A 20,538-nucleotide genomic window follows, 5' to 3' on the forward strand; every position below is an offset into this window, starting at 1 on the left:
TATTATTTGAACCTTAGATTAATATCCTTCTGATGAGGATTCATTTTTAATCAACGCTAAAGCTGAAGAGGTACCTATTCTTTTCACTCCCATATTGATCATTTTCTCAGCATCTTCAGGAGTTCTTACACCACCTGCTGCTTTTACAGGAAGGTTTCCTGCGTTGTTGAGCATAATTGTTATTCCTTCAAAAGTTGCTCCGTTAGGTTTTCCTTCAGGAGTTTTGTAGAATCCTGTTGAAGATTTAACAAAAATTTTTGACCAATCATTTTCAGAGAAATTCTCTTCGGCCCAGGTAGAAATATTTTTGGTAAGATCTGCAATTTGTTCATCTGTCAAAGCGGCAATTTCAATAATCCATTTTGCTATTTTATGATGCTCAAGAGACAATCTTGTACATTTTACAAATTCATCTTTTACCAGTTCTATATTTCCTTGTAGATAAGCTGTATAATTAATAACGAAATCCAATTCATCAGCCCCATCCTCTATTGCTTTTGAGGCTTCAGCAAGCTTCTCATCAACAGAATAGGTACCTTCGTGAAAGCCTATTACAGTTCCTACTGCAACATTTGAATTTCTTTCCTGAATATATTTCCTGATCTCAGCTACATAATCCGGGCGAATCATTACAGCAAAAATACCATTCTCTATAGCTTCCTGTGCAAGTTCTTTATCTTTTTGAAGTGTTTCTTCATGGGAAATACCTGATTGTTCTGGTGTTTTCAGGTAGGTTGAATCCAAATATTGGGCTATGTTCATATCGTTATACTTTCAATTGTCTGTAAATACCTTGTTCTAAAGATATAAAGGTTTCTGTTCTTGTTACTCCTTTCAGTTTCTGCAGCTTGTTAAGGATCTGCATTAAGTGATCATTATCTTTACACAGAACTTTCAGGAATATGGTATAGTTTCCTGTTGTGTAATGGGCTTCCACTACTTCGTTTATATCATGCAAAGATTTTACCACTTCTGGATAATGGCTTGGCTGATCCAGAAATACACCAATGTAGGAAATCACTTTATATCCTATTTTTTTAGGATTAAGAAATGATATTGAATTTTCAATAACTCCTGCATGTTCAAGTTTTTTGATTCTTTGATGCACTGCAGTTGTGGAAATCCCAACATTTTTTGAAATATGGGCTAAAGAAGTTTTAGCATTATCCATCAACATGTAGATAATTTCCTTGTCAATAGAATCTAAATGATAGCTTGTGTTGCTCGAATTTTTCATTTTCTACTTTTTTATTATTTATGTTTTTTTACTGTAAACTTTTAAATTTTACAAAAACCGGAAAGTGATCACTATATCCTCCCAAATACCTTGTACCAGCATAAGTTCGGAAAGGCCGTCCTTCAAAATTTCTGGTTCTGCTGCGGATTTTTTCAGAATTGAATATTTGGGCATCCTGAAAACTCAGCGTCTTATTATCAAGCAAAGATCTTGACATAATGATCTGATCATACAGCAATCCAGATTTATAATGAAAAGTAGAATAATTTCTTGTAGAAAACAATTGCTGAAAAGGGTTCATTAAAACCTTCTCATGGTCATTGTTATAGAGAATCTGTACTAAATTTTCATCATCCGGGTTTTCGTTAAAATCACCACACAATATGACATGCTCTTTATCAGCATCTACAATTTTCATAATCCGTTGCCGGATTTCATTCAATATAAAGGCTCTTTTAGGTTTATTGATATCTTTTTCTCGCTTAGAGGGAAGATGGGCGATAAAGACATTAATAATTTCCCCTTTATATTTAATTTTTGAAAAAAGTACGTCTCTGGTTGTGTCGTAATTTCCTGTGTTTTTGTTTACTATTTCAAAAAAGAAAGTAATGGTTTCTGAATCTATTACCTCTACTTTATTTTTATCATACAACATGGCTACATCCACTTTTCTTTCGTCCATAGAATTGTAATGTACAATTCCATATTGCGAATCAAAGGGTTCCATCTCCACAAGATCTTCCAGTACTTTCCTTCCGGAAACTTCAGACAATCCTATTACAAATGGCATTACACCATTATCCTCCTTCATCAACTGAAATACATGGGAGATTTTGAAAAGCTTATTATTATATCTTTTTTCATCCCAATTCCTTAATCCTGACCGGGTAGGATCTAATTTGTGGACAGGTTTCGGATCGGGTAAAAATAAATTTTCAACATTATAAAAAGAGAACAGTTCCATCTACACTAATTTCTATACTTTTAATTTATTATGTTCTTTTTTTCTTAAGATGTAAAATTATTGTTTTTTCAAATTCCTTTGATTCAACTTAAGAAAAGCGAATCAATTTCCTATAAAAAACGATTCAAATATAATAAAAAATACCAATGAAATCAGCTATAATAAATTAATTTTTCAATTATTGGAGAGTTTTAACACATTAATCAAAATTGAGACAATACGTAAAAACCAGAATAATAGAAATAAATTTTTAATTTAAAATTAGAAATATTAATATTTTTCACATTTATTAAATCTACAACAAATATTATTCCATTTATCTTCATGACAAACGGAATTCAAAGCGGATAAAAATTAAATAAATTTCAACAATATTTGACTATAATAAATCGGGACGTTTTTCCCTGGTGATCCTTACAGCTTCATCATGACGCCATTCTTCAATTTTTCCTGAATTGCCACTCAGTAAAATTTTAGGCACATCCAGTCCTTTATAACTTTCAGGTCTGGTATAAATGGGCGGTGAAAGAAGATCATCCTGAAAACTATCCGTTAAGGCACTCTGTTCATCATTTAAAACTCCTGGAAGCAGTCTTATGACAGAGTCTGCAAGAACGCAGGCAGCCAGTTCTCCTCCGGTAAGAACATAATCTCCTATTGAAATTTCTTTTGTGATATGGAGATCCCTTACTCTTTGGTCTATTCCTTTATAGTGGCCGCAAAGAAAGATCAGATTTTCTTTTATAGAAAGTGAATTGGCTATTTTCTGATTTAAAGTAGCCCCATCCGGTGTAAGGTAGATTACCTCATCATAGTTTCTCTGCGACTTAAGCTCTGAGATACACTTATCCAGCGGCTCAATCATCATGACCATTCCTGCTCCGCCTCCGTAAGGTTCATCATCAATCTGCCTGTGCTTATTAACAGCCCAATCTCTCAGTTGATGAAAATGTACTTCTGCCAGCCCTTTATCCATTGCTCTTTTCAAAATAGAAGTTTTGAATGGACTTTCCATCAATTCCGGAAGTACGCTTATTATGTCAATTCTCATTGTAATGTTTCGTTTTTCTTAGTAGGTAGAATAATTAATCTTAAAGAAGAATCTTTGTTGATATAGCTCCACATCCAGTTGAAGAATATAGCCAGCTTATTTCGAACGCTCAAAATTAGCATTAAATGGAGAAACATCCAGAAATACCACGCCAGAAATCCCTGGAATTTTATAAATGGTAAATCAACAACAGCTCTGTGCTTCCCTATAGTCGCTAGTGAACCTTTATCATCATACTCATATTCTTTCCACTCGTTCTGACTTTTCTTTAATAAATTTTTACCTAAATTTTTTGCCTGATTAATGGCTACGTTTGCTACCTGCGGGTGCCCCTGTGGGTATTTTGGAGTTTCCATATAGGCAATATCTCCGATAGCATAAATATTATCGTATCCTTTTATTTTATTATATCGATCTACAATATATCTGTTTCTTACTAATTTTTCTTCGGGGAAACCTCCTACCACATTTCCGGTAACTCCGGCTGCCCAGATTACATTATTGGAAGCTATTTCTTTCCCGCTTTTAAGATGTACTTTATCTCCATCATAATCTGTCACCACTTCTCCACTCATAAAAGTCACCCCAAGGTCTTTGAGGTATTTTTCAGATTTTTCCTGAGCTTCACTGCTCATTACCGCAAGTGGCTTTTCTGTGGAACTTACCAGAATAATCTTCAGATGGTCAAAATTCATGTAGGGATAATCTCTTGGAAGGATGTCTTTTTTCATTTCGGCAAAAGCACCTGCCAGCTCTACTCCGGTAGGTCCGCTTCCTACGATAACGATATTCCAGTTTCCGTCATCGCTTCGGCTTTTTTCAATAATCAGTTTTTCAAAGGTCATCAATACATGATTTCTTATGCTGATGGCTTCCTGGGTATTTTTCATTCCGAAGGCTTTTCCTTCCAGATCTTTGTTCCCGAAAAAATTAGTTTTACAGCCCGTTGCAATGATAAGTTTATCATAAGTAAATTCTGCCTCATCGGTAATTACTTTATTGCTGGCAGGGTCTATTTCTTTCACCTCTGTCATACGGAACTGAGTGTTTCTGGACTGCTGAAAAATCTTTCTGAAAGGGAAAGAGATATTGGAAGGTTCTATCCTTCCTGAGGCTACCTGATAAAAAAGCGGCTGGAACATATGATGGTTCATTTTATCCAGAACGATTACTTTTTTGTTCTTGTTATTCAATGTTTTTGCAAGCTGCAGCCCCGCAAATCCTCCTCCTATAATGATGATTTTTTCGCGTGTTTCCATAATACACAAATTTACTGATTTTATTTTAGCATTTAGCAGTGAAAAAAGTTAGTTTTGCAAAACTTTATGACACCAAAAAAGTACACCAAAAAAACTGCCAAACAGCTCCATAAAACAAGACGGAAGAACTATTTTTTCCGCAGAAAGGTAATATTGGCTATTTTAATTGTAGCTCTTATCGGAACCGGCTTTTATTTAAAGCAATCCATCAGCTATTATTACGCATTGTACTTTAACAAATTTACCCACAAGAAACTCCACAACAGTGAAAGAGAAGCCGCAAGAATTCAGAGGATTTTAACGAGCAACCTTGATAAGACCTATGGTTTTGATGTTTCTCATTATCAGAGCAGGGAAGATATCAAATGGGACAGTCTCAGCATTGGTAACAAAACCATTCCGCTGGAATTCGTCGTAATGCGTGCTACGATGGGAAACCGAAGTGCCGACAAGCATTTTGAGGAGTTCTGGGAAATGGCTAAAAAAAATGATCTTATCCGTGGCGCATACCATTTTTACAGAGCTGACGAAGATCCTGTTATTCAAGCCAACAACTTTTTAGCAAACGTAAAACTTGAAAGCGGAGATCTCCCTCCTATTCTTGATATTGAAAAAATTCCAAAACGTAAAACGAATAAAAAACTGATTGAAGATCTGAAAGTCTGGTGCAAAATTGTAGAGGAGGCTTATGGTGAAAAACCTATCATTTACACCTATTATCATTATCATAAAGATTTTCTGAAAGGTGAATTTGAAGGCTATCCATTATGGCTGGCCAATTACAATGATGTTCCGTCTCCGTCTCCCGATGATCAGTGGGATTTCTGGCAGTTTACAGAAAACGGAATTGTGCATGGCATCAACGCCAAAGTGGATCTTGATATTTATAATGGTAATTCCTGGTCGCTAAGAAGGCTAACTCTGGATTAGAAACAAGAAAGGAAGGTAGAAGCAGGAAGATGGGAGTATATATTCTGACTGATATAACTTCCAGCCTCCATCTTGCCACTTCCCGCCTTTAACTTAATTGCTTTTCCCTAAAAAATTCAGAATATCTGTATTGAGTTGATCTGCATTTTCAAAAGGAATCATATGGGTAGCATTGCTATAAATTTTGAGTTCCGCATTAGGAATTTCTTTGGCAATAAGTTCAGTGTGCTCTGGTTTAATAACATCTTTATCTCCGGCGATCACCAACACTCTGCTTCCAATTTTATTTAAATCTTTTCTGGCGATACGAGGCTGTGTAAGCATGATATTCAGAAGCCTTTGTTCATTAAACTTTTTAGAATCCTTCAGTGCTTTCATGACCAGCATTTTATTTTCAAAATGATCGGTAAGTTTATCATCTACTCCATCAGGAAAAGCATTTGCTCCGATGGTTATTAATTTATTAAGTCTTTCCGGGTATTTCAGAGCGAATTCAAGACCTGTATTTCCGCCATCACTCCAGCCGGTAATGTTTACTTTATTCAATTTTAATTGATCAATAAGTGCCTTTACATCATCAGCAAACATTTTATAAGTAAAATCCTTTTTTGAAGAATCTATACTTTTTCCCTGTCCTCTGGTATCTATTGCAATTACTTTGTACTGCTTTGATAAAACAGGAATCTGCTGATAGAAATCTTTTATACTTCCGGAATTTCCATGAAGCAGAATCAATGGTTCTCCTTCACCATAGATCTCATAATAAAGGTCTGTATCCTGAAGTTTGAGATATTTCCCGGCAGCTGCATTCTGACCATATACCGTCTGCTCCGATTCCTGAACATATTTTGATACATCAGGCATTAGTGCTTCAGCGCTGTCATCCACAAACCCGCCTTCGTTTTCTGGATTATTGTCTCCGTTTTTATCCATTTTTACATCAATATTAATCGCTGGTGCAGCAATGGTCATTTTCTGCCAGTCTCCATAAAATTCTCTTATAAATCCGGTTCTGAATAAAGCGGCACTTATTTTAATTCTGCCATCAAAATCTTTTAAAAACTGTATTCCGATAAAAAATTTTCCCTGAACCCAGATATTACGATCGTTGACATCCAGTGTATAAGTTCCATCTTTGATCATATTTTCAGTAAGTTCCACAGTAATCTCTTCTTCAAGAATATTTTTGTCCGGGAAACCATTTTTTTCACTGTAAATACTGTATCTCATTAAAACCGGCTGGGTAGAAACATAGCTGGCTATATTCAGATTGATATTTTTAAGCTTAGATCTTTTCTTAGCATTGAATTCTAAAGCCGTTTCTCCCAAAAAACTTTTCTTGTCAAATTCCGGATTAACAGAGTACGTGACGCTTTTTGTTTTTGTATTTACTCCCCAGTTTTTATCAACAAGTTTTTTAGGTTTAATGGTTATCTCTTTAATATTTTTAGTTTTCTCTGTTAAAAATATTTTTTGTTGATCATGCTTTTTAAAATCCTGGATTGTTTCCTGATAAATGTCATATCCAGGTACTTCGATTCTTACCTTTTGCTGCGGATCCAGATTGGAAAGATCTATTGAAAAATTTCCTTTTTCGTCAGAAATCGTTCCGGTTGTTTTCTTTTCAACGCCAATTTTCACATAAGAAACAGGTTGATTTTCATTTTTAGAAATAATAGTTCCGGAAATAATCTGTGCATGGAAGGAAGAAGCCAACAAAAGGAAGAATAAGGTATTACGTTTTTTCATGTTAAAAGTTTGATGCAAACTTATTTCTTTTCAACAGCCTGTTCTCACAACGTCTTATTAAATTTAATCTAGCTTTAGTTAAAATTCATTTAAAGCTTTCCGCTATTTTTATGATTATTCTAAAAAACATTTAAAATCCCTGTTTTTAAAGGATATTCATAACTTCTTCCCATGAATGAACTCTTTCGTAAGTCTCGTTTTCTATCAGTTCATTATGGGGTTGGGTAAATATTAATCTCTGCCCAGAAAAATGATCTAAATTTTTGGGATAGTCATCAATCATCACATCTCCGGAAACTACTTTTTTGCTTCCACAAAGAACGATCTGCTCCCAGGTGATGAATGGAAAATGTTCTGCAAGCCAATCATATTTTTCTCTTAAGCTGTTGGGAAATTCCATGCCTGCAGATACAATATACAGATCATATTTATTATTCAGATATTCCATTGCTTCACGGCTTCCCTCCATTACAGGCAAGGTTCTGAAAAACCCTATTTCATTAACGTGTTTTTTTCCATTCGGAAATGATTCTATTTCAGGCTTACCTGTCAAATCACTGATTTCAATTTCTCTTCCTGTATCTCTTTTTTCAAATTGTACCAGCTGATGATATACATCCGCCATTACCCCGTCCATGTCGACAATTACTTTTTTCATTACTTCAATCAGATTTTGTATTATTTATTATTAAAAATGTATTCATTGTGTTTTATCAAATTTACTGAATAGTTTTTTCAGCCCGCCTGTAAACTCTATTAAAAAATTATAAATATTCATTTTTATAAAAGAGGTTCCGGAAAATTTTAGGTTACATTTTCGTATTTTTGCGGTTCAATTCAAAATTAAAATCAAACCATTAATTTCCAATGAATTACGTTTCTGCAGAAAACCTTACCAAATCATACGGCATCAAAGTTTTATTTGAAAACATTACTTTTCACATCAATGAAGGGGATAAAATTGCTATTGTTGCCAAAAACGGAAGTGGAAAATCTACCCTTCTGAAAATATTAATGGGTAAAGAAATTGCAGACAGTGGAACTGCGATCATCAACAAAGATATCCAGGTGGTATTATTTGACCAGGAAATTGATTATGATCCTAAAATCAGCATTGAAGAATTTATGATGGCGCTGGATTCAAAACCTATTCTTGCCCTTAAAAATTACCATCAATCACTTCATTCTACTGATAATGATTTTATTGAGAAAGCATTGGCCGATATGGAAGCTCATAAGGCATGGGATCTGGAAAATGAAATGAAACAGATTCTTTCCCAGCTTAAGATCACTGATCTGGATGCCAAGATGGGAACCCTTTCCGGAGGACAGGTCAAGCGTGTAGCGCTGGCTAAACTTCTTACGGAAACAAGAGCCGAACACAGACATACGCTTCTTATTATGGATGAACCTACCAACCACCTGGATGTGGATATGGTAGAATGGCTTGAAAACTATCTGAATAAGGCAAAAATCACATTATTGCTTGTAACCCACGACCGATATTTCCTTGACAGTGTTTGTGACATTATCTGGGAAATGGAAGATAGAAACCTTTATGTTCATAATGGTTCATATGCTACTTATCTTGAGAACAAAATGATTCGTGAGGAGAATCTAAATGCTACTATTGATAAAGCCAATAACCTTTACAGAAAGGAGCTGGAATGGATGCGCAGACAACCGAAAGCCAGAACCACAAAATCAAAAAGCAGAATTGATGCTTTCTACGAAACGGAGAAGGTTGCCAAAACTGATACCAGAAAAGATGGATTGGAACTGGATTTTGAGATGAAGCGTCTGGGAAATAAAATTCTTGAGCTTAAACATATTGATAAAAGTTTTGGACCAAAAGTTCTTCTGAAAGATTTCAGCTATCAGTTTCAACGTGGTGAAAAGGTTGGAATTATCGGAAAAAATGGAGCAGGAAAATCTACTCTGCTTAATATTATCCAAGGTTTGGAAAAAGCTGATAAGGGAGAAATTGAAACCGGAGAAACTATATCTTTCGGTTATTTCGCCCAGAAAGGTCTTACCTATAAAGAGGATGAGCGTGTGATTGATTTTATCAAGGAGATTGCAGAATTCTATCCTTTAGCCAATGGCAGAAGCTTATCTGCATCACAGTTCTTAAGGCTGTTTCTATTTGATGATCAGACTCAGTACTCTCCTATCTCCAAACTTTCTGGTGGGGAAAAGAGAAGACTTCACCTGATGTATATTTTGTATCAGAATCCCAATTTCCTGATTTTTGATGAACCTACGAACGATCTGGACCTTCCTACGCTAACGGTTCTTGAAAACTTCCTTCAGCAATTCCAGGGATCTTTGATTATCGTTTCCCACGACAGATATTTCATGGACAGAATTATAGATCATGTTCTGGCTTTTGAAGGAGACGGAAAAATCAGAAATTTTGTAGGAAATTTCTCAGAATACAGAGATGCAAGAAGCCGTGAAGAAGCATTAGAAAAAAACACTATTGTAAAACCTGAGCCCGTTAAAGAAGTGGTTGCTGTAACAGAAACAGCTCCAGCTTCTGCCTCTAAAAAAAGAAAATTAACTTTTAAAGAGCAAAAAGAACTGGAAACTATAGAAAAGGAAATGCCTGAACTGGAAGACCAGCGTTCCAAAATTCTGGATCAACTCAACAATGAAGCTGATTACGAAAAGATCGCCAAACTCTCTTCCGAACTGGAAACAGTTTCAGAAAAACTGGAAAACCATGAGATGAGATGGCTGGAGCTTCAGGAAATCCTTTAATAGTTATGAATTATGAATGAATTTAAGGTTCAAAGTTTAAGGTTCAAGGTTGATAGCAGTCGTGATTAGAAGTTTCCAACCCGGTTACATTCAAACCCTAAAACTCTCAGATGATCTGATCCATTCATAATTCATCATTTATAATTTATAATTTATAATTTAATTACTCTTTCTTCTTTTGCACTTTCCAGGGAAGCATCAATAATTTTCATATTCTGAATAACTTCTCTTCCCGGAGACGGTAAAGCATATCCAAACACAATGTGCTCATAGATTTGCTGGTAATAATCCATATAATTTCCGGCTTCACTGGACGTAAGGCTTTTTTCTGTTTCTGATTGATCATTCAGGAGGTTTAAAATTCCATCCGTTTCTTTCAATGGCTGGGTCCATTCTTTACCATATACAGGAATTGCACCTGCTACTAATTCATTTTCCTGATTATCTGTTCTTTCCTGTAAAAAAGTTCCTCTATCGCCGTGAATAGTATATGCGTAGTGACCTTCTTTACTGAAAACCGATGTTTTTAGTCTTACTCTCAGATCATTTTTATAGAATAGCAGAATCTCGAAATAATCATTTGCGAATTCTTTTCCTTTCATAGAAAATACATCTGCAAAAAGTTTTTCAGGATATCCAAAATACTGTACAGCCTGGTCTACAAGATGTGCTCCCAGATCATGAAGTGTTCCTGAGCCTACCTGGTCCGGACTTTCTTTATGCTGTTTTCCACTAGGCGTTGTACGGAATCTGTCAAAACGAATTTCAGCTTCTTTAATATTCCCTATTTTTTTATCATTTAAAATCTTTTGAACCTGTAAAAAGTCCCTGTCAAATCTTCTGTTTTGATACACACTTAAAAACAATCCTTTTTCTTCTGCCAACTGCACCAGTTCTTCAGCTTCGGAAACATTTACAGTAAAGGGTTTTTCTACAATAATATTTTTTCCGGCTTCCAAAGCTTTTTTGGCATATTCATAGTGAGTCTGGACAGGAGTATTGATGATAACCAGCTCTACATCTGCATGCTGAAGCATTTCCTCTACAGAACGGTAAATGGTTGCTTCAGGATATTTCTCTTTAGATTCTTCCTTGCTTCTTTCCACTACAGCAGATATAAAAAATCCCGGATGTTCCTTTAAAAAGGGAGCATGGAATACTTTTCCACTCATTCCAAAGGCACAAAGCCCTGCTTTTACCAATTGCATATTATAATTTTCAACAAATATATTCATAAAAAATTCTCTATTCTCCAGTCTAAAGGAGGTATAGAAATAATCCATCTCATCAGCTGCAAGAATATGATTTAAATCATAAATTTATTTTTATCTATTCTAAACAAATACTTACATTTGCGCCTTATTTAAAACTGTTCTACATAAAAATAAAATGAAAAGACAACTACTTTCTTTAGGTCTTCTATTTATCGCTGTTTCAGCGAGTTCACAGATGAAAAATGCGGAAGCAGACACCATCAGAACTCAGACCATTGAGGATATTAATCTTCACAAAACAGGAAATCCTAACCAGGCAAGACCATTATCGACAAAATCAAACCTGACGGTAATGGAAAATCCACAGCCTATTGCTATTGTTACCCACGAAATCATTGAGCAACAGCAAGCAAAACAGCTTAGCGATGTTCTTCAGAATGTAAACGGAATGTATGTTACTTCATCCAGAGGAAATTCTCAGGATAGCTTTGGTGGACGTGGTTTCATTTTAGGAAATGATAATATCTTCAAAAACGGAACAAGAGTAAATAGCGGCGTTTTTCCTGAAGTAAGTGGTCTGGAAAGAGTTGAAGTTTTAAAAGGGGCAAATGCAATGTTATTTGGTAATGCTGCTGCAGGTGGTATCATCAACATGATTACAAAGAAGCCTAAATTCAATTTTGGTGGAAGTATTGGATTAAATGGTGGTAGCTGGAATTCTTATAAACCAACAGTTGATATTTACGGCCCTTTATCAAAGAATATTGCTTTCAGAATAAATGGAGCTTACGAATATGCAGAAAGTTTCAGAGATGTTGTAGAATCAGAAAAATATTACTTCAATCCTTCATTCCTTTTCAATTTAAGCCCAAAATCGCAATTGATCGTTGAAGCAGATTATCTTAAGAATAATTTTACTCCTGATTTCGGTCTTGGATCCATCACCAATCCTGATGGAAGTTATAAAATCAATGACCTACTCCCTAAAAATGCTTTCTTAGGAGCCGACTGGCAATATCAAAATGTAGAACAAGTTTCTACCAACATCACTTTTAATCATCAGTTTACTGAAAAATGGTCATTAAATACTGTAGCTTCTTATCAGAATTATACTAAGGACTACTATTCTACTGAAAGAGTACAATGGGGATATGAAAAGAACACGAACCGTCTTTTCTGGCAAAGACCTTTAAATAAAACATTTAACGAACAAAATTACACTTCATTACAAGTTAATATTAATGGAGAGTTCAATACCGGAAAAATCAATCATAAGGTTTTAATTGGTACTGATGGAGACTATGGTGTTCAAAATAACTACACTTATACCAATCCAACTATTTATGGGACTAATGGCAATACTTCACCCATTAATAACAACCTTTATTTAGATGATTCATCAAGTTGGGCTAGTGGAAAAATGCCTGATGCTTCTTTAAAAGACAGAACAAGAATTCCTACACAAAGATTTGGTATTTACATTCAGGATTTCATAAGCCTTACCAAACAGTTTAAAGTAATTGCTGGTTTAAGATGGTCTTATTTAGAAACAATGACTAATACTAAAAACACATTTTCAAACGACCTTGGAGATGTTGATCAAAAAAATACTGCTATATCAGACAGAGCATTTTCTCCAAAAGCTGGTTTAGTATATATGCCAAATGATAACCTTTCTGTATTTGCAACCTACACCAATTCTTTTGCTCAAAATACTGGAAAAGACATTTATGAGCAAGCATTAAAGCCTACTACTATTGATCAATATGAAGCAGGAGTAAAAAAGAATTTTTGGAATAATGCTTTAGCTGTAAACCTGACAGCATATCAAATTGTTTACAATAACTATTATCAAACCGCACCTCAATTAGCAAACGGGCAGGCGAATTCAGATTCATTCTATAAAGAATTCGCAGGAAAAATGAGAAGCCGTGGTGTTGAATTGGATATCACTGGAAATCCAACAGAAAATTTATCCATTATTGGAGGATTCTCTTACAACAACTCTGTATATCTTGATACACCAGACGGTTTTGGATATGTTGAGAAACAAAGATTGGTAAGAACACCAGCTACAACAGCTAACGCTTCTGTATTTTATAAATTCACACGTTTTGCAAAGGGATTGAAAGTAGGCGCAGGAGCTTACTTCATCGGTGATAGATTAGCTGGATGGAATGATACTAAAAATGGTTCTACCGGCTTAGGTGCGCGTAATGGAATCAGTAGATCATTTGCTTTAAAAGATTACACTACCGTAATGGTATCTGTAGGGTATGAGTGGAAAAAATTCTCAATCCAAGGGAAAGTGGGCAACCTGTTTGATGTCGAAAACTATAATGTTCACGAAAATTATTCAGTGAATCCTATCACTCCGAGAAACTACTATTTCACGCTGACATATAGACTTTAGAATTCTTTTTTATAATAATTCTTTCATTAAAAGTGGAAATTGCATTTTTGCAGTTTCCACTTTTGAAATTTTAAAACAAAAACAAAACAATAAGATATGGATAAGATTAAAGACACAAGAAGTTTCATGAGAATTACGCACCGTTATCTGGGATATTTCCTTGCCGGAATTATGGCCGTGTATTCATTAAGTGGAATCCTTCTGGTGTACAGAGACACTGATTTTCTGAAGAACGAAAAAAAATATGAAAAGAACATTGCAGCCAATCTTTCTGAAAAAGAACTGAAAAAAGAACTGAAGATGAAAGGTCTTGAGGTGGAAAAAACAGAAGGAAGCATTCTTTATTTTAAACAGGGAACTTATGACAGTGCAACCGGAAAAGCAAAGTATACCAAGAAAGAATTACCTTTCGTATTAGATAAAATGGTTTCCCTTCACAAGTCACAGTCAAAGGATGCTATATCTCCTCTAAGTGTATTCTTCGGAGTTTCTCTTTTCTTTTTTGTAATTTCAAGTTTCTGGATGTTTAATCCTAAAACCAAAGCTTTCAAACGCGGAATCAAGTTTACTATTGCAGGACTGATCATATCTATAATCCTTTTATTTGTTTAAATAATCAGGAAACTGAACAAAAGGAAAAAAGCACTTGAAATTATTATTCTTTTTTATCATTTTCTTTTTAAAACCCACCTTTTATTTTCTTTATCATTATGGAATCCTCAGCGAATATGTTAAAAAGATGAATTATAACTTCCTGATAATATTAACGTTTATTTAGAAAAATTACCTAAAATTAAGAGTCTGGCACATTTATTGTTTTTTCTATAACACGTGAATAATAAACATTTAATTATTAAAATAATAAATTATGAAAAAACTTATTTTAACAGGGATATTAGCCGTAGCAGGTTTAACAGCAACCGCAAACGCTCAGATTCAAAAAGGTAATTGGATGGTAGGGGGTAACCTTGCAGGGGCAAATTTTGGTTTAAATGAAGGAGCAGGATACGACTTTGCAATTCAGCCAAAAGGAGCATATTTCATTGAAGATAATATTGCAGTTGGGGGATATGTGGATTTAGGCTTCAAAGGAGCTAAAGATGCACCCACTACTTTTACATATAATGTAGGAGCATTAGGGCGTTATTACCTTAACCCAGGAGAACAAGGAGTAAACAACTTGCTTCACCACGGAAGATGGTTCTTCGAAGGTAACGTAGGTGTTGGAGGGATGTCAATCTCTAAAGGAGGTTCTTCTTCTAACGGTCTTAACTTCGGATTCGGGCCTGGTTATTCTTACTTCATCACTCCAAACATCGGATTGGAAGGTTTAGTGAAATATGATGCAAATGCAGGATTCGGAAGCGGTGGATATACTAACAAAATTACTTTTGGTTTAGGATTCCAGATTTACCTTCCAACGTCTAAAGCAAAACAAATCATCAACGACGTTAAGTAATCACTGAAATACTTATAAAAAAATGAAAGCGCCCCGGAATTTTATTCCGGGGCGCTTTTCGTACAAATTAAAACTAAACTATAAAAAATCAAATAAATCATGTATTGGGCTGTGGCGTGTATCGTAAATAGGGTTTTATTTCTGTCACTCCTTTTGGGAATATCTTGCGTGCTTCTTCTGTAGAAATCGTTGGCGGAACAATGACATCTTCTCCATTTTCCCAATTAACAGGAGTGGCTACGTGATAATTATCTACCAATTGTAGAGAATCCAGCACTCTAAGGATTTCGTCAAAATTTCTTCCTGTAGAGGCCGGATAGGTAATAATCAGTCTTACTTTTTTGGAAGGATCAATAATCAAAAGAGAACGTACAGTAGCCGTCACCGAAGCATTAGGATGAATAAAATCATACAGCTCTGAAACTTTTCTGTCTTTATCAGCAATAATAGGAAACCGGACATTGGTATTCTGAGTTTCATTAATATCTTTTACCCAGTTTTGATGATCCTCTACTCCATCTACACTTAAAGCAATCACTTTCGTTCCTCTGGCAGCAAATTCAGACTGCAATTTTGCAGTATATCCCAACTCTGTAGTGCATACCGGGGTATAATCTGCAGGATGTGAAAACAAAATCCCCCAGGAATCTCCCAGATAATTATAGAAATTGATATCACCTAAAGATGACTCTGCCTGAAAGTTGGGTGCCGTATCTCCTAGTTTAATTGACATAATGCGTTTCTTTTATAGTCTACAAATTTAGTAGACTTTTTGGAACTGGCAAATTTTTTGATGAAAATTTATATCTTTAATTAAAATTTTATTCATGGAGAAGACCGGACTCAGGTATGTAGATCTTGTTTATAAAGTATTGGAAAACTGGTATGTGACATTTGCTGAGCTTACCCCCAAACTTATTGTCGGAATTTTAGTATTTACATTTTTCCTGATTACCAGTAAATATTTAAGCCAGATAGCCGTAAAACTCTTCCACAAATTCTTCCCGAAGAGCAAAAAAGAGAGTTCATTAGTTACTTTAATCAGTATCTTCAGATTCCTGATCATGCTGATGGGAACTTTTATTGCCCTTGAAATAATGGGTTTCAGCGGCTTTCTCTGGAAGTTTATCGGAAGTCTGGGAGTTGCAGGGGTTATTGCAGGGGTTGCCCTGAAAGATCTTGTATCCAGTATTTTCTCCGGAATGCTGATTGGAATTGACAAAGCATATAAAGTAGGTGATTATATTACCATTGGAGCACATTCAGGAACGGTACAGGAAATCGGGTTTTTAACGACCAAAATTCTTACTGATGATGGAAAGAAGGCTTATATTCCCAATCAGGTTGTTTTCAATGCGCCGTTTTATAATATTACTGCTTCCCCACAGCGCAGGATTATTTTAAATTTTGAAATTCCAGCTGATGAAGATATCAGTATAGCACAGAAAGGAATTCTGGATGTGATTAAAAACCTTGACAATGTGGATAAATTAGACACCATTGAGGTCATCTTTACAGACCTGAAACAAGGTGCATTTAATCTTCAGGTGAAGTTCTGGATAAAAGTGGGTGCTAACCTGGCTCAGGTAAGAAGTAAGGCTTATTTAGGTATTAAAGAGCGTTTTGATGTGGATAAAGTTCAGCTGGTAACGCCTACAAGCATCAGTATTACCAATGGGGAGAATAATTTACATGAAAACCAGGATAAATAAATGTTTTCATATTAATTCACCGGTTTAATTAAGGTATATACTCCCTTCGTTTTTGGATCCAAATTGTTATTACATAATTTCTTACTTTTATATAAGATCTTAATCCACAAAATAATGTCATCACAATCCAATTCATTCCTACCTATTGAATCAAAAACTTCAAAAGGGCTTGCTTTATTGATTAAGATAATTGGCGGATCTTTTTTAATTTTGACCCCTTCATCCGTTATAATAATGGCTGTAATGGTAATAAATGCAAAAGAAATCTCTGTAGGAATAAAGATTGTTTTAATTGTCCTTTTTATGGCAATCCTAAGTTTTTGTGTCTGGATGCTTTTTCAGAAAAATTCCAAAAATACAACTACCCATATTATTGTTGATGAAAAAGGAATCCACCATTACTGCAACCGGGACATTTTATATTCCATAACCTATGCTGAGCTTCATTCAAATCCGGAATCGGGGAAATATGATGTGTTATTGACTGAGTATGATGAATCTGCTCCTAGTTTATGCATTCATCTCTTTGACCCTGCATTAAAGAAAGCCACCCGAAAAACTGTCAATTTAAATATTGATATAGTGATTACAAATGGGAATCTGTTACTCAAAAATTTTGTAAAAGGAATATTGATTTTCAGGCCGGATTTAAAAATTGCACCCAATGTTCTGGATCTTTACTGGCTGGAAGAATTCAAGAAATAAAATCATATTATTTTAATGTTCAACACTTAAAATAATAACAAAAAAAACCGTTCCAAAAATGGAACGGTTTTCTATTTATTTGAAAGTTTCAGATTAAGCTAAAACTTCTTTTACTTTGTTTGCAGCTTCTTCTAAAGTAATTGCAGAGTGTACCGGAAGACCAGACTCGTCAATTAATTTTTTAGCTTCTACAGCATTAGTCCCTTGTAATCTTACGATCAATGGAACCGGAAGGCTACCCATAGCTTTGTAAGCATCTACAACTCCCTGAGCAACTCTGTCACATCTTACAATACCTCCGAAGATGTTGATCAAAATAGCTTTTACGTTTGGATCTCTTAAGATGATTCCGAAAGCAGTCTGTACTCTCTGAGCATCAGCAGTACCTCCTACGTCAAGGAAGTTAGCAGGGTTACCACCTGATAATTTGATGATATCCATAGTTGCCATTGCAAGACCAGCTCCGTTTACCATACAAGCAACGTTACCATCTAGTTTTACGAAGTTAAGACCAGCTTCACCAGCTTCTACATCCATTGGATCTTCTTCTCTTGTATCTCTAAGTTCAGCTAAATCTTTGTGACGGAACAATGAGTTGTCATCTAAAGTTACTTTAGCATCTACAGCGATAATCTTGTTATCAGAAGTTTTTAATACCGGGTTGATTTCGAAAAGAGAAGCATCAATTCCTGTATAAGCATTGTAAAGAGATGAAATAAATTTCACAAATTCTTTGAATGCATTTCCTTCAAGACCTAGGTTGAAAGCAATTTTTCTAGCCTGGAATCCTTGAAGACCGATAGCCGGATCAATAAGTTCATTGTGGATCAAATGAGGAGTTACTTCTGCAACGTGCTCAATATCCATACCACCTTCAGTAGAATATACGATTGTATTTTTTCCTTCAGCTCTATCTAAAAGAATAGAAACATAAAATTCTTTAGTTTCAGATTCTCCTGGATAATAAACATCTTCTGCAACCAAAACAGAGTGTACTTTTTTACCTTCAGCAGAAGTTTGAGGAGTTACCAACTGCATTCCGATGATATTCTGAGCGTTCTCTTTAAGTTTATCCATGTTTGGAGAAAACTTAACACCCCCACCTTTACCACGACCACCTGCGTGAATCTGCGCTTTTACAACCCAAGCCTGTGCTCCGGTTTCAGCAGTCAATTTTTCAGCAGCTGCTACAGCTTCTTCTACGTTGTTTGCAACGAAACCACGTTGGATAGCTACTCCATACTTTGATAAAATCTCTTTTGATTGATACTCGTGAAGATTCATATTATTTTTATTATTTTATTTTAATATTTAAAGGTTGACAAATTTACTAAAAAGACATGGAAGTTCAAGTTTATTGACTTAAAAATTAAAGTCTGATCGACTTGATTTTTAACATATCATTCAAATTTCCTTTATTCTTCCACTAATTTCTCAGATTGTGATCCGATGAACGGAATTCTTGGAGCCAGAAAATATCCTGTAAGACTCGCAAATAATATTGGTACAAAATAGGTAAACCCGGTAAGTGTTCCTAAGATAATGGTAGTACTCATCGGTGTTCTTGTTACACACGCATTGATTGCTGCCATGCAGCTTACAATTGCTAATGTGGTATCTACACCTGGAAATAAATTATGAATAATGAGTCCCAATGTTGTTCCTACAAAGAACAGCGGAATGATAAATCCTCCTCTCCATCCTGAAGTTACCGTAATGGCAATAGCCAGTATTTTAAAAACCAAAATCAGGATTAAAAAATTCAATCCGAAATTGCCACCGATCAGCTGATTGATCTCGTTATGTCCAAAGTATCTTGTAATAGGGAAATTATAGGCAATGATTCCTAAAATAATTCCTCCTACTAATGTTTTAATATATATTGGGAACGCTCTGTATTCGAAAACTTTCTTGAAAAATTTGACTACAAAAATGAAAATCCATCCAAAAAATGTTCCCACAATTCCGAACAGTGCAGCATATAGAAAATCATATACTCCTGTATAATGATACGCTTTCAGATCCCAGGTTGCCCCGATTCCTAAATGGATAATCAAAGCAAACATCAGATAACTGAAACAGCTTGCTACCAACGCAGGAATAATGGCTTTATAATATTCTACCGCATGTTTATGATGCAGTATTTCCAGGGAAAAAAGACTTCCTCCAAGCGGAGCTCCAAACAATGCCGTAAAACCTGAAGCCATACCCGCAATACTCAAAGACCTCAGCTCTTCGCCTTTCAATCTGAAAATTTTCCCCAGCCAGGTTCCCGTAGATCCGGTGACCTGTACCAAAGGCGCTTCAGGCCCTAAACTTCCTCCTGATGCTACACAAAATAAAGATGAAAGGATCATTGATGGATTGTTCTTAGGCTCCAGTTTTCCCTTATTGAATCTGATGTTATTAACGATCAAATGAATTTCTCCCGGATCACCGATAAAATGAATCACTAACCCAGCCAATAACCCGCAGATTGCCATTGTCGGAATCACTTGCCAGCCTTGAAATTCGGCCAGGAATTCAGTGAAATGTTCCAATACGATCCAATATCCTCCGGCAATAATACCACCTACAAGGCCTGTAACAGCCCACATAAAAAAAGTACGGCTGAATACAAACGGATTGAATCTGATGGGTTGATCTAAGAGATTGAATGTTTTTATTAACCGTCTTCTTCTGTTAATTTTCATTCTTAAATTCTGTTTTTAGCAAAATAAAAGATAAGCATTCCCCAACTTAAGATCATCATCAGACCTCCAAGCGGAGTGATAGGTCCTAAGAATTTAAGGTTCATTCCCAAATAATCCTGCATACTCAGGAAATAGATACTCACTGAGAACAACAATGTTCCTGCAATCATTAAAATGGAAGTCCATTTTTCAGCAGAAGTTTCAAATTTTAAGATATACCCGATGATCAGCAGAAAAAAGGCTGCATACATCTGATACCTTACTCCTGTTTCAAAACTTTCCAGTCTTTCCACAGCTAATATTTTCTTTAAAGCGTGCGCTCCAAATGCCCCCAGGATCACAGACACCATTCCGTAAACCGCTCCAAAAACTAAAGTAATTGTTTTCAT

19 protein-coding genes are annotated in these 20,538 nt (G+C 35.3%); 7 read left to right on the plus strand and 12 right to left on the minus strand.

Annotation, left to right across the window (positions count from 1 at the left end; genetic code table 11):
• Window positions 1-18: 18 nt before the first annotated feature.
• The 5 genes from deoC to CHRYMOREF3P_RS10260 form a co-directional block, all read right to left on the minus strand.
• Window positions 19-762: a deoxyribose-phosphate aldolase gene (gene deoC, locus CHRYMOREF3P_RS10240; protein ID WP_077419018.1), complete on the minus strand. Its 744-nt coding sequence runs from the start codon at window positions 760-762 to the stop codon at window positions 19-21.
• A gap of 4 nt (window positions 763-766) precedes the next feature.
• A complete protein-coding gene (locus tag CHRYMOREF3P_RS10245; RefSeq protein WP_047379047.1) occupies window positions 767-1,237 on the minus strand; it encodes an Lrp/AsnC ligand binding domain-containing protein in 471 nt (156 codons plus the stop codon).
• A gap of 28 nt (window positions 1,238-1,265) precedes the next feature.
• The gene (locus CHRYMOREF3P_RS10250; RefSeq protein WP_077419017.1) at window positions 1,266-2,201 is read right to left on the minus strand and encodes an endonuclease/exonuclease/phosphatase family protein; all 936 of its coding nucleotides are present in this window, start codon (window positions 2,199-2,201) and stop codon (window positions 1,266-1,268) included.
• Between the two features lie 379 nt (window positions 2,202-2,580).
• Window positions 2,581-3,252, minus strand: coding sequence for a tRNA (guanosine(37)-N1)-methyltransferase TrmD (gene trmD, locus CHRYMOREF3P_RS10255; protein ID WP_180564541.1), 672 nt, complete (start codon window positions 3,250-3,252; stop codon window positions 2,581-2,583).
• The gene (locus CHRYMOREF3P_RS10260) at window positions 3,249-4,511 is read right to left on the minus strand and encodes an NAD(P)/FAD-dependent oxidoreductase (protein WP_077419015.1); all 1,263 of its coding nucleotides are present in this window, start codon (window positions 4,509-4,511) and stop codon (window positions 3,249-3,251) included. The genes trmD and CHRYMOREF3P_RS10260 overlap by 4 nt, the downstream gene beginning before the upstream one ends.
• A gap of 66 nt (window positions 4,512-4,577) precedes the next feature.
• On the opposite strand from CHRYMOREF3P_RS10260, the gene CHRYMOREF3P_RS10265 reads away from it, so the two are divergent.
• The gene (locus CHRYMOREF3P_RS10265; RefSeq protein ID WP_180564542.1) at window positions 4,578-5,441 is read left to right on the plus strand and encodes a glycoside hydrolase family 25 protein; all 864 of its coding nucleotides are present in this window, start codon (window positions 4,578-4,580) and stop codon (window positions 5,439-5,441) included.
• 93 nt (window positions 5,442-5,534) lie between these two features.
• Here the strand turns inward: CHRYMOREF3P_RS10265 and CHRYMOREF3P_RS10270 are convergent, their stop codons facing one another.
• Complete coding sequence (locus tag CHRYMOREF3P_RS10270) at window positions 5,535-7,190, minus strand: alpha/beta fold hydrolase (protein WP_180564543.1); 1,656 nt, start codon at window positions 7,188-7,190, stop codon at window positions 5,535-5,537.
• A 145-nt stretch (window positions 7,191-7,335) separates the two neighbouring features.
• Window positions 7,336-7,848 (minus strand): 5' nucleotidase, NT5C type, encoded by a 513-nt coding sequence (locus CHRYMOREF3P_RS10275; protein WP_077419012.1) that lies wholly within the window; start codon window positions 7,846-7,848, stop codon window positions 7,336-7,338.
• A gap of 209 nt (window positions 7,849-8,057) precedes the next feature.
• Here CHRYMOREF3P_RS10275 and CHRYMOREF3P_RS10280 point away from each other — a divergent pair, with 209 nt between their 5' ends.
• Window positions 8,058-9,953, plus strand: a complete 1,896-nt coding sequence (locus tag CHRYMOREF3P_RS10280; RefSeq protein WP_180564544.1) for an ABC-F family ATP-binding cassette domain-containing protein — start codon at window positions 8,058-8,060, stop codon at window positions 9,951-9,953.
• A gap of 152 nt (window positions 9,954-10,105) precedes the next feature.
• Here CHRYMOREF3P_RS10280 and CHRYMOREF3P_RS10285 read toward each other — a convergent pair whose 3' ends face one another.
• Entirely contained in the window at window positions 10,106-11,161 is a 1,056-nt protein-coding gene (locus CHRYMOREF3P_RS10285) for a Gfo/Idh/MocA family oxidoreductase (RefSeq protein ID WP_180565769.1), read from the minus strand.
• A gap of 181 nt (window positions 11,162-11,342) precedes the next feature.
• Here CHRYMOREF3P_RS10285 and CHRYMOREF3P_RS10290 point away from each other — a divergent pair, with 181 nt between their 5' ends.
• The 3 genes from CHRYMOREF3P_RS10290 (at window position 11,343) to CHRYMOREF3P_RS10300 (ending at window position 15,039) form a co-directional block, all read left to right on the plus strand.
• Entirely contained in the window at window positions 11,343-13,580 is a 2,238-nt protein-coding gene (locus tag CHRYMOREF3P_RS10290) for a TonB-dependent siderophore receptor (RefSeq protein WP_180564545.1), read from the plus strand.
• 96 nt (window positions 13,581-13,676) lie between these two features.
• A complete protein-coding gene (locus CHRYMOREF3P_RS10295) occupies window positions 13,677-14,192 on the plus strand; it encodes a hypothetical protein (RefSeq protein ID WP_077419009.1) in 516 nt (171 codons plus the stop codon).
• A gap of 256 nt (window positions 14,193-14,448) precedes the next feature.
• Window positions 14,449-15,039 carry an outer membrane beta-barrel protein gene (locus CHRYMOREF3P_RS10300; RefSeq protein ID WP_047379061.1) on the plus strand — a complete coding sequence of 197 codons (591 nt, stop codon included), beginning with the start codon at window positions 14,449-14,451 and terminating at the stop codon, window positions 15,037-15,039.
• A gap of 97 nt (window positions 15,040-15,136) precedes the next feature.
• On the opposite strand, the gene CHRYMOREF3P_RS10305 is transcribed toward CHRYMOREF3P_RS10300, so the two are convergent.
• Window positions 15,137-15,772 (minus strand): peroxiredoxin, encoded by a 636-nt coding sequence (locus CHRYMOREF3P_RS10305; protein ID WP_077419008.1) that lies wholly within the window; start codon window positions 15,770-15,772, stop codon window positions 15,137-15,139.
• 94 nt (window positions 15,773-15,866) lie between these two features.
• Here CHRYMOREF3P_RS10305 and CHRYMOREF3P_RS10310 point away from each other — a divergent pair, with 94 nt between their 5' ends.
• Window positions 15,867-16,751 carry a mechanosensitive ion channel family protein gene (locus CHRYMOREF3P_RS10310; RefSeq protein ID WP_077419007.1) on the plus strand — a complete coding sequence of 295 codons (885 nt, stop codon included), beginning with the start codon at window positions 15,867-15,869 and terminating at the stop codon, window positions 16,749-16,751.
• A gap of 243 nt (window positions 16,752-16,994) precedes the next feature.
• Entirely contained in the window at window positions 16,995-17,456 is a 462-nt protein-coding gene (locus CHRYMOREF3P_RS10315; protein ID WP_180564546.1) for a hypothetical protein, read from the plus strand.
• Between the two features lie 93 nt (window positions 17,457-17,549).
• On the opposite strand, the gene sucC is transcribed toward CHRYMOREF3P_RS10315, so the two are convergent.
• The 3 genes from sucC to CHRYMOREF3P_RS10330 form a co-directional block, all read right to left on the minus strand.
• Window positions 17,550-18,740 (minus strand): ADP-forming succinate--CoA ligase subunit beta, encoded by a 1,191-nt coding sequence (sucC, locus tag CHRYMOREF3P_RS10320; protein WP_047386334.1) that lies wholly within the window; start codon window positions 18,738-18,740, stop codon window positions 17,550-17,552.
• A gap of 131 nt (window positions 18,741-18,871) precedes the next feature.
• Window positions 18,872-20,149, minus strand: a complete 1,278-nt coding sequence (locus CHRYMOREF3P_RS10325) for a chloride channel protein (RefSeq protein ID WP_077419005.1) — start codon at window positions 20,147-20,149, stop codon at window positions 18,872-18,874.
• 2 nt (window positions 20,150-20,151) lie between these two features.
• The gene (locus CHRYMOREF3P_RS10330; protein ID WP_047096689.1) at window positions 20,152-20,538 is read right to left on the minus strand and encodes a DUF423 domain-containing protein; all 387 of its coding nucleotides are present in this window, start codon (window positions 20,536-20,538) and stop codon (window positions 20,152-20,154) included.

Source organism: Chryseobacterium sp. JV274 (genome assembly GCF_903969135.1).
Classification (GTDB): Bacteria; Bacteroidota; Bacteroidia; order Flavobacteriales; family Weeksellaceae; genus Chryseobacterium.